At 41.2% G+C, this 12,439-nt stretch carries 10 protein-coding genes and 4 tRNA genes; all 14 read right to left on the bottom strand.

Annotated features, from left to right (window positions below; all coding sequences use genetic code 11):
• Window positions 1-74: 74 nt before the first annotated feature.
• Window positions 75-554, bottom strand: coding sequence for a 23S rRNA (pseudouridine(1915)-N(3))-methyltransferase RlmH (gene rlmH / locus OTG27_RS00215; RefSeq protein ID WP_034316119.1), 480 nt, complete (start codon window positions 552-554; stop codon window positions 75-77).
• A 362-nt stretch (window positions 555-916) separates the two neighbouring features.
• The gene (locus tag OTG27_RS00210) at window positions 917-1,078 is read right to left on the bottom strand and encodes a CxxH/CxxC protein (protein WP_065310847.1); all 162 of its coding nucleotides are present in this window, start codon (window positions 1,076-1,078) and stop codon (window positions 917-919) included.
• A gap of 176 nt (window positions 1,079-1,254) precedes the next feature.
• Complete coding sequence (locus OTG27_RS00205) at window positions 1,255-2,475, bottom strand: S1C family serine protease (protein WP_268935912.1); 1,221 nt, start codon at window positions 2,473-2,475, stop codon at window positions 1,255-1,257.
• A gap of 271 nt (window positions 2,476-2,746) precedes the next feature.
• A complete protein-coding gene (locus tag OTG27_RS00200; RefSeq protein ID WP_034316123.1) occupies window positions 2,747-3,541 on the bottom strand; it encodes an MBL fold metallo-hydrolase in 795 nt (264 codons plus the stop codon).
• 6 nt (window positions 3,542-3,547) lie between these two features.
• Window positions 3,548-4,342, bottom strand: a complete 795-nt coding sequence (locus tag OTG27_RS00195) for a two-component system regulatory protein YycI (protein ID WP_268935911.1) — start codon at window positions 4,340-4,342, stop codon at window positions 3,548-3,550.
• Window positions 4,329-5,666: a YycH family regulatory protein gene (locus OTG27_RS00190; protein WP_268935910.1), complete on the bottom strand. Its 1,338-nt coding sequence runs from the start codon at window positions 5,664-5,666 to the stop codon at window positions 4,329-4,331. Before OTG27_RS00190 ends, OTG27_RS00195 begins: the two co-directional genes overlap by 14 nt.
• Window positions 5,663-7,489, bottom strand: a complete 1,827-nt coding sequence (walK, locus tag OTG27_RS00185; RefSeq protein WP_268935909.1) for a cell wall metabolism sensor histidine kinase WalK — start codon at window positions 7,487-7,489, stop codon at window positions 5,663-5,665. Before walK ends, OTG27_RS00190 begins: the two co-directional genes overlap by 4 nt.
• Window positions 7,490-7,494: 5 nt before the next feature.
• On the bottom strand, window positions 7,495-8,202 hold the full coding sequence (gene yycF / locus OTG27_RS00180; protein WP_034316131.1) for a response regulator YycF: 708 nt from the start codon (window positions 8,200-8,202) through the stop codon (window positions 7,495-7,497).
• 281 nt (window positions 8,203-8,483) lie between these two features.
• The gene (locus OTG27_RS00175; RefSeq protein ID WP_268935908.1) at window positions 8,484-9,902 is read right to left on the bottom strand and encodes a peptidoglycan DD-metalloendopeptidase family protein; all 1,419 of its coding nucleotides are present in this window, start codon (window positions 9,900-9,902) and stop codon (window positions 8,484-8,486) included.
• A 408-nt stretch (window positions 9,903-10,310) separates the two neighbouring features.
• Window positions 10,311-10,383: transfer RNA gene (locus tag OTG27_RS00170), tRNA-Phe, on the bottom strand.
• Between the two features lie 29 nt (window positions 10,384-10,412).
• Window positions 10,413-10,488: transfer RNA gene (locus tag OTG27_RS00165), tRNA-Asp, on the bottom strand.
• Between the two features lie 23 nt (window positions 10,489-10,511).
• Window positions 10,512-10,583, bottom strand: a tRNA-Glu gene (locus OTG27_RS00160).
• A gap of 8 nt (window positions 10,584-10,591) precedes the next feature.
• Window positions 10,592-10,667 (bottom strand) — tRNA-Lys (locus tag OTG27_RS00155).
• 278 nt (window positions 10,668-10,945) lie between these two features.
• Window positions 10,946-12,238 (bottom strand): adenylosuccinate synthase, encoded by a 1,293-nt coding sequence (locus OTG27_RS00150; RefSeq protein WP_034316136.1) that lies wholly within the window; start codon window positions 12,236-12,238, stop codon window positions 10,946-10,948.
• Window positions 12,239-12,439 lie beyond the last annotated feature (201 nt).

Below are 12,439 nucleotides of genomic sequence, written 5' to 3'. Positions count from 1 at the left end.
CCTCTTTTCATTACAGTAAGATTTAATACTTTAACCCATTACATTAAGGGGAACTCCCCCGGAATCAGTCTCTATCATTTATGATATGGTTCATTTCTATTTATCCGAAAAGCCCGATATATTTGCTCCACAAGAACCAATTTCATTAATTGATGCGGAAAGGTCATTTTCGAGAAGGAAAGGGCATAATCGCTTCTTGATAACACCTCGGTGCCAAGTCCAAGCGACCCGCCAATAATAAAGGCAATTTTGCTCTTTCCATAGGTGGCGAGCTGATCCATATGAGTGGCCAGCTGTTCTGAGGTAAGCTGTTTTCCATTGATCTCAAGCGTTATTACGTAGGTGTCCGGGCTGACTTTTGCCAGGATTCGTTCACCCTCCTTTTGCTTTACAATGTCCATGTCCGCTGTACTCAGGTTCTCCGGAGCCTTTTCATCCGGTACTTCGACAAGTTCTATATTAGCATAGGCGCTTAACCTTTTTGTATATTCAGCAATTCCTTGCTTTAAGTATTTTTCCTTTAGCTTGCCAACAGTAATAATCGTTATTTTCATATATATCCTCTAGCTTTCATTATGTTTTTACTATCAATTGTTGGATTTGCCTACCTATTATCATACCTTACAGTGACCTATAAGCAAAACAAGCATATCCTTTCCAATTTTTAATGCTTTTAAAATAAAAACCGCTGCCCCCTGAAAGCGGCAACGGTAACTTTCATTATTGAAGATATTCGGCTGGACTTAGTTCCAATCCGAACAATTATCTTGATTATTCATACTACCTAATGCTTGGATCTAAACGATTCCACCCGCCGCTTTAATCTTCGGAAAATGTTAAGAACAGGTTACAAACATGTTATCCACAAAAGTTATCCACATATCCACAAAATCTATCCACATCTTGTATGGGAATATTAGTTCCCTACTAGATATATTGCCACGTTTCGACAATATTCACAGGTTGTTGATAACTGATTTTCTTCGGGAACAAGCGTTAAAACAGGATAGGTTTCACATTCGTATACCACTTCATCCAGCGCCATGTCCACGTGTTCCTGACAGCAATATAATTTCATCTTTCATATCTCCTTTCCCATTCATTATTCCCGGTACTTCCATTCCCAATTATCCACAAGTCACTTGAGATCTTTAATTTCAGTATATATCCACAGGTAATCGTAACAAAAAATAAGAAAAGCGCAAGGAAATAGAAAGGACAGGAGGCATTTTCTGCCCCCTGTCCTTTTGTTCTTTAAATTTCGCTGCTTGAAAGCGTGACTTCCGTTGTTTCTTTCTTTCCGTCACGGTAATAAATGATTTTAACTTTATCACCGACTTGTTTTTCATTGTAAAGGTATTTTCTTAATTCCACGACATCATGGATTTTTTCATTATCCATTCCAACTACGACGTCAAATTCCTTCAATCCTGCTTTGGATGCTGGAGAGTTGCTTTGAACGCCTGTTATTGCTACGCCTGAAGTAACTTTCCTTGGCAGCTTTAATGTATTTTGTTGATGGTATTGGGAAATTTCTTCTACAGATGCCAGGTTAACACCCAAGAAAGCACGTTTCACTTCACCAAATTCCTCTATATCATTAATAATGGGGATTACTGAATCGATCGGAATGGAAAGACCGATTCCTTCCACTGCATTTTCTGCAATCTTCATCGAATTTATTCCGATGACCTGCCCTGACATATTAACGAGTGCCCCTCCGCTGTTACCTGGATTAATCGCCGCATCGGTCTGGATGACCTCCGCATTCCAATCCACTTGTCCGTCCTCGTTGATATCCACCTCTATCGTCCGCTCCAAACCGGAGATGATCCCTTGTGTGATCGACCCGGAGAATTGAAGGCCTAATGGATTGCCAATGGCAATGACGGGCTCACCAGGTTTCAATTTGCTGGATTTTCCGAATTCAGCAATGGTTTTGACTTTTTCACCATTAACGACAATGACGGCTAAATCTGTCCATGGGTCACTGCCTTGTAGTTCAGCTGGCAATTTAGTGCCATCACTTAATGTCACTTCAAGTTCATTAGCTCCTTCAATGACGTGATTATTCGTGACGATATAGGCCTTGCCGCCATCTTTCTTGTAGACGACTCCAGATCCAGTGCCGGCTTCTGCTGAACTGTCCTCGGCGTTGCCCCCTTGACCCCAGAAGTTCGTTTCCTGAATGTTAGTGATGCCGACCACTGCGTCGCTGGCTTTATCAACGGCATTGGTGACGGCACTTGTTACATCAAGAGTAAGGTTTTGCTGGGACTGCTCCGTGGTCCTTCTCTCCATTGGTTTTTCCGTTGTACTTTCTTTTTCATCGTTATTTAACAGTCCGCTTCCCGGAAAGGCTAATAAAATAAGTAAGGCCCCGATGATGGCGCCCCCCAAGCCTGCTAGAAAATAGCTCGTATGGCTTTTTTTCCGTTTATTTCGGTTCTCATCATTCTGATCATAATAACCCAAGACCGCCCCATCCTCTCATTTTAGTAATGTATTATAGCAATTCTATTGTTTGGTATCCTCCCTCAATTATACTCAATTACCGAAATTTTTCTAAAAAAATGCATGCTGAATTTAAGGGGCAACATAAAATTGACTAGTATCAGCCCTTTTCCTTTTACCTATACAGTTCTAACCAAACGATACCCCTTTTAATCCGATTCGTAACTTACGAATCGAAATTTTTAAAAATAAAAAAGGAATGAACAAGGTATCCCTCATCCATTCCTTTCATTTATAATGTAACAAGTTCCGTTGGTCTTTTCGGGTCAGTATCATATAAGGAAAATTGTTCACCCACGATGATTCCCTTTGTCTTTAACGTCTGTTCCACCGACATTCTTGCTAGATCCTTCATATTGTTATCAAGGCTTAAGTGGGCCAGGTAAATCCGCTTGGTCTTATCACCGGCCACTTCGCTCATTGCAAGGGCAGCGTCTTCATTACAAACATGTCCGACATCACTTAAAATCCGGCGCTTGATGCTCCATGGATATTTTCCCATCCTCAGCATGGACACATCATGGTTACTTTCGAATACATAAGCATCGGCATTTGAGATGATTCCTTTCATCCGATCGCTTACGTACCCTGTATCGGTAATGACCACAAGTTTCTTATCTTCATGATGAAAGACGTAAAACATCGGCTCTGCCGCATCATGTGAAACACCGAAAGATTCTATATCAAGGCTGCCGAACGTTTTGACCTGTTCCATTTCAAATGTGAATTTTTGTTCGGTTGCAATTTCACCGATCGATCGCTCCATGGCATTCCATGTTTTTGCATTCGCATATATCGGGAGTTTATGTTTTCTGGCAACCACGCCAAGACCTTTAATATGGTCGCTGTGTTCATGGGTAACAAGGATACCGGATAGCTTGGACATATCACGGCCTATATCCTGAAACAATGCTTCCAGGGCTTTACCGCTTAAGCCGGCATCGACAAGGAATGATTGATCCTCCGTTTCCACGAAAAAGGCATTTCCTGTACTCCCGCTTGCGAGAACACTAAAATGCATTGTCATCTATACTCACTCCAGTATTTTTTCTTCTGTATTCAATTCAATGACCTCTCCATCAAAAGCATTCACGAAGAGATCCGTTTCGTCATCAATGACCACCCACCATGTTGGCACAAGTAAATGTGACACAGATGTCGTCTGCAACGAATTGTAATATCCCAATTTTACATTCGTGACGTTACTTTTGGGATCAATATCACCATTCTGATATAATGCTCCGATAGCATTTACAGCAGATGTCAATACTTTAGGTTTATTGAATTTTTTGATCCCCTCTAAATACATTTGTTCATAGGAAACAACTTCACCCTTCTTGTTCAGATATAAAGTGACCTTCCCTTTACTATTATTATAAAACATCTTTTTATCTGCCACTTGATAGCAGGTGATGGTCTGGCTTATTTCATCATAGCTCCAAAAACGATATTCATTTCCTTTTAATATATACTCCTTCAGGAATATATCAAGATCTGCAGCATTAATTTCCGCTTTCATGCCAACCGGTATCTTAAATGTACCCACAAGCTTCTTATCATCGATGATCTTTGCTTTTTGATTTTTCAGGTACTGTATATCTTTCTTCTCGAAAGTCTTGCTTTGGGCAATCAGGAATTGATCCGACTTTTGTTTCGGAAGTGGGGTTTCTATTGAAATCTCATCTTCTTTCAACAGTTCTTCCGTTGATGACTCCGTGAAACTTTCATACTGGGAGTCATTAATCTTTTCCAGGAATTGATAAAGAAGAAAAATATTCAAAACGAAGAAAACCATGATGAAAATCGACTTTGTATTATTCCAATCCACTTTGATCGCCTCCCGTATCTTCATCAAAAGGCACAATAAACCATTTATCGCCGATACGATAATACCAAGTGGGCTCGAGTGTAACTAGAGTTACAAGTTTGGAATCGAGGGATTTTTTCAGTTTATAGCCAATCGAGATGTCCTCCACACTTTTGAAATCGATATTATCTTTCGATTTCAGCTGATTAATTACTTCTATACCGCTTTGTAAAGTCTTTGTCGATCCTACTGACGGGAGGACTGAGTCAAGTGAAAAGTATGGGCGTTCATAGCTATAAATTTCTTCTTTCCCCCAAATTTGCTCGATTTCTGTCATTCCAGATTCATTGAAGGTCGGATAACCATTTACGAATAAACGGAATACCACTCGTTGTTCATTCTCCGACATATAGGCAAAGCGGTAATTGTTATTTTCCCAACCGGCATGATCATTGATGAAATCGATGCTCTTTTGCAAAAGATCACTGGAACTGTCAAATACCTTGCTCTTTTGTGCCGGATTTATATAAGAAATTAAGTAATTCTCTTTATTGACCGTCATCAGTCTTGTTCCATCCGTATATTCCTCACCGACCGAAACCGATTCCTGGCGAACGAACTTCGGAAAACTAAATAACGCATTTTTCAAGTTTCCAATATCCAAAGAGTCAATATAATATTCAAGTTTGTTGATTTCCACTGGGTTTTCCGGGACGAACAGAGTCCTTTTGCTGTTTATCGTTTCGGCAACGTATTCAGGATGCTTATTATAGGAACCCCAATAAAATGAATCCATGAAATTCCTTAGCTTTTTAGAATCGACCAAACCTTGATAAACCTTCTCTTTATCGTAGGAAACAAAATAAACGGCAGATTCATTACCGCCGATATCCTTTTGTTTAATGATGATTCGATCAAACGAAAATTCAGGCACTTCCTTATCCCTTATATTCAATACCGTTTTATAAAGAGAAATGGGGATATCATCGGAGAATTCGATTTCGATCGATCCATCTTCATGAACAAAATCGTCAAATTTCCTTTGCAGCCTTTTTACGGATACCTCTTTTAAACCGCTGAAACGCCATTGTAAAAATTCATTTTCCATTTCATTGATTTCTACCGGGCTGGAAGTCTGGAAATGCTGCCCATTGCCATGGAAAAGGATACTGACTGGTTTAATGACATCACTGACAATCTGGACATCGCTTTTAATCTTTATAAATTCCGACGATTGTTCAAATGGATCATACTCAGGCTCGTACGTCCAAATGCTCCATGTCAAAAATATGCTTGTCCCAACCAAAATAATCAGTATGATACTTTTTGCACGTTCAAAATTCATGACCAATCATCCTCTTCTTCCTGTTCGTAAGGAAGTGTAAAGAACACGGTAGTTCCTTTTCCATCCACACTTTCCGCCCATATTTTCCCGCCATGCGCCACGACCATCTCTTTTGCAATCGCTAAACCAAGCCCTGTCCCGCCTAAGTTACGGGCCCTTGCTTTATCCACACGGTAGAAGCGGTCGAAAATTTTATCAATGACGTTTTTCGGGATACCCACGCCTTGATCTGTAATGCTCACAATGATAAAGCCATCAGATGCCCTGACGCGGAAAGTCACTTGACCCCCTTCAGGTGAGTACTTTAATGAGTTGGAGATTACATTATAAAGAACCTGGGTAATTTTATCTTCATCAATATCCACAAAATAAGCTTCCTTCGGCAAATCACGCTTAAACGTGATGTCATCATTTTTCGACATTTCAAAACGATCGATGATGTGGTCATAGAATTTATTGAAATTCACCCAGCCGGTTTTAAGCCTGTAATCTTTACTGTCCATTTTCGAAAGCTGTAACAGATCATTAACAAGCCTGATCATTCGCTCCGTTTCATTTTGGGTCACACTTAAAAACGATGGAGCGATTTCCTCGTCCTTCCATGCACCTTCAGCCAATGCCTCCAGGTAACTTCTCATCGTCGTTAGCGGAGTTCGCAGTTCATGTGATACATTGGCAACGAATTCCCTGCGTTCGCTCTCGATTTTTTCCTGCTCTGTTATATCATGCAAAACAGTGATCAAACCATTAACGAATCCCGTTTCCTTTTGAATGACCGAAAAATTCCCCCTCAAAATGAAAGGCCGGTTTTTTTTGCTGTAATCAAGGATAATGGACTCTCGCTCTTCCAGTAAATCCTCAAATTTATATTCTTCTTCAAGACCCAAAACCTCAATGATCGGTTGGTTCATGACGGTTTCACTCGAGACATTCAATAATTGTGCCGCCGGTTCATTAATCAAGTTCACCCGACCGCGCCTGTCCGTTGAAATTACGCCATCCGTCATATTGGCAAGGACAGATGAAAGCTTACGCCGCTCTCCTTCTGTGCTTGATTGCGACTCTTGGAGTTTTTTGGTCAAATTATTGAAAGTGACGGCAAGCTGGCCAATTTCATCATCGCCATATACCCTGACTTTTCTGGAGAAATTCCCTTTTGCCATCACCAGGGCCTGTTTTCTCATATCAGACATGGGTCTGGTGATCGTTCGTGCGAGCAGGATCCCCAAGATGGCCGTAATGACCAAAGCGATGGCCGTACCCGTCATGAAGATGCTATTGATTTCATCCATCTGCTCAAAGACATTCTCCATCTCGGCTATTACATAGACGGCGCCAATGACCTCCCCATTTGCTTCAACGGGTGTCGAAAGGACCCAGAGCCTCCTGCCCTTATCGCGAAATATATCACTATCTTCTTTTCCAAAAGTGAGCGTATTCTTAATGAGGACCTCTGTCGTCTTCTTCCCTACAATATCCTGGTTACCTGGGGCTGAAGTTCCGATCACGCGTCTGCTGCGGGTGTCGATGACACGTACTTCCGAAATATCATTCGATGAATTATCCCGGTCTCTCAATATAGCATCAATCGCTTCTTCGAGGGTCGGATCTTCCTCTCCCCTCTCTTTTTCCATTTCTTCACCAATACTGTAGGTAAGCAGGTTAACGTGACCTTTTATTGATTTCGTAAAGTTCCCGACAAGATTTTCTTCCAATTCCCCAACAAAATATACCCCGATTATTTGCATCGCCACGAAAATGAGCAATACATAAATCAGAACAAATTTAAAATGAATTGAGCGAAAAAAACCAACCTTTTTCATAGAAACTACTCCTGTTCAGGGTTACGCAGGTAATAACCGACCCCTCTTCTAGTTACAATCCAGCCAGGATGGCTTGGATTGTCTTCAATCTTCTCACGAAGACGTCTGACCGTTACATCGACCGTCCGTACATCACCAAAATAATCATAGCCCCACACGGTTTGCAATAAGTGCTCCCTTGTCATGACCTGACCGATATGCTTCGCTAAGTAATGAAGCAACTCAAATTCACGATGCGTCAATTCTATCGTATCGCCGCGCTTGGATACCACATAGGCATCCGGATGGATAGTGAGCGTGCCTATCGTAATTTCCTTCGGTTCATTTTCTTGATCGGGAACCGGAACGGCTTGCTGACGTCTAAGGTTCGCCTTAACGCGGGCAATTATTTCCCGGGTACTAAATGGCTTTGTCACATAGTCATCTGCACCAAGCTCCAATCCTAACACCTTATCTATCTCCGAGTCTTTTGCCGTTAGCATGATGATCGGGGTTTCATACTTTTTCCTTACTTCCCTGCATACTTCCATCCCATCGCGCTGAGGCAGCATGATATCAAGTAAAATCAAATCAGGTTGCCGTTCTTCCACCATTTTGAGAGCTTCATTGCCATCATAAGCACAAAAAACTTCGTAGCCCTCTTTTTTTAGATTGAATTGTAATATATCAGCAATTGGCTTTTCGTCATCCACTACCAAAATCTTTTTATCCATGTACTTATCTCCTTTTTAATAACTGAACTGAATCTATTAAAAACCATGTCCTTATCCGGGACCTTATTCACTTTTCCTTCTGCTTGCACAAAGCTTCGCAACCTAGTTTCAGCAAAGTTACATATATATACCCAATAAAAGGGGCTGAACACCGGAATGAAAGCAAATTGTCTCTATTCTACTTTATCATTTTATAGGCATTAAATCACCTTTTTCCTATTATTCTCATCTATTAATAAAGCAGAAGAAGTCTTCGAATAATTTTCGAAGACTTCCATCAATTACTGACTTATATAGTTTAGCGGATTAACGAGAGACCCTTTTTTATATATTTCAAAATGGAGGTGGACACCGGTCGAGTGACCTGTTGAACCCATCATGCCGATTTTCATGCCTTTTTCAATCTTTTGTCCCGCTTTTACATCTATTGAATCCAAATGGGCATACACTGTCTTATACCCATTATTATGATTGATCGTTATCTTATTTCCATATCCTCCAGAATTCCCGGCAGTTTCGATTATCCCATGATCTGCTGCCGTTATGGTCCTGGTGGCTGGCCTTGCAATATCGATACCTTTATGAAGTTTCCCCCAGCGCTGGCCCTGCTTACTGGAAATATAGCCCCCATCTGCAGGCCATGAATATGTACCGCTGCCCTGTGAAGGTATGACCTTGGTGCCTTTTTTGGTGATTTCCGTTTTAGCTTCTTCCGTGACTTCTTTTTTTACGATCGATTCACTGATTTTCTTTCCATTTGTTTCAGATACATTATAGGTGAACGCAAGAATCCCCTCATTCCCCATTTGTTCAGTAATGAGTTCGCCCTTTGGAAGTTCGTCATCCTCCTTCACTTTCTTTTCAAAAGGGATTCTCTCTTCCTTTAATACTTCTCTTTCTACCACTACGTTCACATAGGGGGTACGCTGGGTCACATAGAGACGCTCGCCCTCTTTAACACCTTTGTCCTCATCCTGTCCCGGATTCAGCTCCAGCAGTTGATCCAGGTCCATATCATGGCTATTGGCAATGGCTTCAAGATCTTCATCTTCCTTAGCCTCATAGATCGTCGTTTCTTCCTTTCCTTCTTCTATCATGGAAAGGGTTTTATCGACACTCTTGATTTCGTCTGGATATACCATTGTCTCTTTAAACGTAACGGGAAGTGAAAATTCGATGTCCAGAATTCTGCTTCCTGGCTCTTTTAACGAATCGGCATCTTTTTCACTTTCCTTTTTACCTGATTCGTATTCAGCATATTCCTCTTCATTTACATATAATAAAGTGATTTTCTCCAGAACGTCCTCTGCATCTTCCTTTGACGCAACATAAGCGACCGCCTGGTTATCTATGTCGATTTCATACGCCTCGGCCTTCACATTCAACTGATCCTGAATTCCCTTAACAGCCTGATCCTCTTTAACATCCTCATCGAATACCTCTTCAGGTACGAACTTCAGCTGTGTCTCCTTATCGAATGTAAAGTCAGGATAATCTTCCTGTGCTTCCTCTACCTTATCGGCTACGATGTTTTCGATTTCCGTTTCATCCGTCACACTGCCGACGAACTCATCATTAAGATAAACATGCTGTATGGTTGTAGTTTCCGATATCCCAGCAGCAGTTACCCGATTGCCCGCAAGCACCAAAATGACGGAAACCATCAACAGGATGATCCCCTTGCCTTTTGAGCTAAACATATATTGTCCTCCTTAACGGCTCAGTCACCAATTAAGAAACTAATCAAATTTATTTGAGATTTATTAGTCCAATTTAAATATCCTGATGCTTATGACTGATTTCTATAATGATTTTTATCACTCATAACTCTACCATATTAAGAAAAAAAACAAGAAACCGACTTCATAATGTAATAGAACTGTATAAATGGTGACAACTTGTACCAATAGATATGGTAATGGGGACAGTTCAATAAACTGCGGAAAAAGGAGTGGGCCTAAGCCCATCAAGGGTAAAAGCGAGTTATATCCCGAATTGGCCGAAAATGGTATGTTACAAAACGTTAACAATCTATTACAAGATTTCATTCAGAATCCTCTGGGCACATAACAAAAAAACGCCCTAAAGGAAAGGCGTTTATACAAGGATGGCTCAGGACGGAATCGAACCGCCGACACAAGGATTTTCAGTCCTTTGCTCTACCGACTGAGCTACTGAGCCAAATATTCTATTTTAGAATAAAAATAAAATGGCGGTCCCGACGGGAATCGAACCCGCGATCTCCTGCGTGACAGGCAGGCATGTTAACCGCTACACCACGGGACCAGTAAAGGATATATATAAAGAAGTGACCCATACGGGATTCGAACCCGTGTTACCGCCGTGAAAGGGCGGTGTCTTAACCGCTTGACCAATGGGCCGGAAAAAATGGTGAGCCATGAAGGATTCGAACCTTCGACCCTCTGATTAAAAGTCAGATGCTCTACCAACTGAGCTAATGGCTCGTTCTAATGAAATGTTTCTTTGCTGGATGTTAACTTACCATCTGCAGCTTGTTAATGGCTTGTTCTATTGTGACGACGCTTTTGATAATATCATGGTTCTTATAGTTTAGGCAATAGTTTTTTGAAATAAAATTATTTTTTTCTTATCTTTTTTATTTTCCCTATAGTTTTTATCCACATTCACTCGGTATCCCGGACCTCCCGAACGTGACATATAATGCATCGATCATAAAAATGAAAGAAGAGCCGGCAAAAAAAGCCAGCTCCTTTTTCATGAATTACGCTAGACGCCAAGGGCTTCTCACGACATTTGTTTGGTTACGGTCAGGACCGACAGAGAAAGTGGTCAAAGGAATGCCTACCAATTGAGATACGCGCTCTACATAGTGGCGAGCGTTCTCTGGAAGCTCATCCAATGATTTGCAGCCTGTGATGTCTTCTGACCAGCCTGGCAGCTCTTCATAGACTGGTTTACATTCGCCAATCGCTTTCAAAGTCGCTGGTACCTCATGAATGATTTCGCCTTTGTATTCATAGGCCACACAAATTTTGACCGTATCAAGACCTGATAATACGTCAATCGAGTTCAATGATAAATCGGTAATCCCGCTGACACGGCGAGCATGGCGAACGACAACAGCGTCAAACCAGCCTACACGGCGCGGTCTGCCTGTAGTTGTTCCATATTCACGGCCAATTTCCCGGATTTGGTTACCGACTTCATCATGCAATTCTGTAGGGAAAGGACCATCGCCCACGCGGCTTGTGTATGCTTTACATACTCCAACCACATGGTTGATCTTCGTAGGACCTACACCCGAACCGATTGTAACTCCACCTGCAACCGGGTTGGAAGAAGTGACGAATGGGTATGTTCCTTGATCGATATCAAGCATGACACCTTGTGCCCCTTCGAATAATACCCGTTTTCCTTCATCAAGTGCGTCATTCAATACAACGGATGTATCACAAACATATTTCTGCACTTGTTGTCCGTACTCATAGTATTCTTCCAAGATATCTTCAATTTTGAAACCTTCCGTTTCATAGAAGCGTTCGAACATACGGTTTTTTTCGACAAGATTTTGAGACAATTTTTCCTCGAAAATTTCACGGTCCAAAAGGTCTGCCATGCGGATTCCGTTACGAGCAGCTTTGTCCATATATGCAGGGCCGATTCCCTTTTTAGTCGTTCCAATTTTGTTGGCGCCTTTACGGTCTTCTTCGACTTCATCCAATTTGATATGGTAAGGAAGAATGACATGTGCACGATTCGAGATACGAAGATTATCCGTACTCACCCCATGGCTATGTAAATAAGCAAGCTCCTCTACAAGAGCTTTTGGATCAACTACCATACCGTTTCCAATGACACAAATCTTATCACTATAAAAAATCCCTGACGGAATTAAATGCAGTTTATAGGTAACGCCGTTAAATTTAATTGTATGCCCTGCATTATTCCCACCTTGATAACGAGCGATGGCTTCCGCATTCTGGGATAGAAAATCTGTTATTTTACCTTTACCTTCGTCTCCCCATTGTGTACCGACTACTACAACTGATGACATCTGAATAAAGCACCTCCAAAGGTTCACGTAATACCGATCATTAACCGGTTCTTATCAAACAAACCTATTTTATCAATAATCCAAACTGGAAGTCAATACAAAATCCGAACAATACACTTTTTAAAAAATTCTTTGTTCGTAAATATGAGAAATTTCTTTCCGGTTTTTTTAGGATTGTCAAACATTATTGTACCCTCTGAT

Source organism: Peribacillus sp. AS_2 (genome assembly GCF_026891895.1).
Taxonomy (GTDB): Bacteria; Bacillota; Bacilli; order Bacillales; family DSM-1321; genus Peribacillus; species Peribacillus frigoritolerans.
Note: the sequence above shows the minus strand (reverse complement) of the source record. Positions and strands in the feature narration are given on the sequence as shown.

Excerpts from the sequence above, each read along its gene's own strand:
- rlmH (WP_034316119.1), bottom strand. The coding sequence starts at position 554 with ATGAAAATAACGATTATTACTGTTGGCAAGCTAAAGGAAAAATACTTA.
- OTG27_RS00210 (WP_065310847.1), bottom strand. The coding sequence starts at position 1,078 with ATGAAATTATATTGCTGTCAGGAACACGTGGACATGGCGCTGGATGAA.
- OTG27_RS00200 (WP_034316123.1), bottom strand. The coding sequence starts at position 3,541 with ATGACAATGCATTTTAGTGTTCTCGCAAGCGGGAGTACAGGAAATGCC.
- OTG27_RS00190 (WP_268935910.1), bottom strand. The coding sequence starts at position 5,666 with ATGAATTTTGAACGTGCAAAAAGTATCATACTGATTATTTTGGTTGGG.
- walK (WP_268935909.1), bottom strand. The coding sequence starts at position 7,489 with ATGAAAAAGGTTGGTTTTTTTCGCTCAATTCATTTTAAATTTGTTCTG.
- yycF (WP_034316131.1), bottom strand. The coding sequence starts at position 8,202 with ATGGATAAAAAGATTTTGGTAGTGGATGACGAAAAGCCAATTGCTGAT.
- OTG27_RS00175 (WP_268935908.1), bottom strand. The coding sequence starts at position 9,902 with ATGTTTAGCTCAAAAGGCAAGGGGATCATCCTGTTGATGGTTTCCGTC.
- OTG27_RS00150 (WP_034316136.1), bottom strand. The coding sequence starts at position 12,238 with ATGTCATCAGTTGTAGTAGTCGGTACACAATGGGGAGACGAAGGTAAA.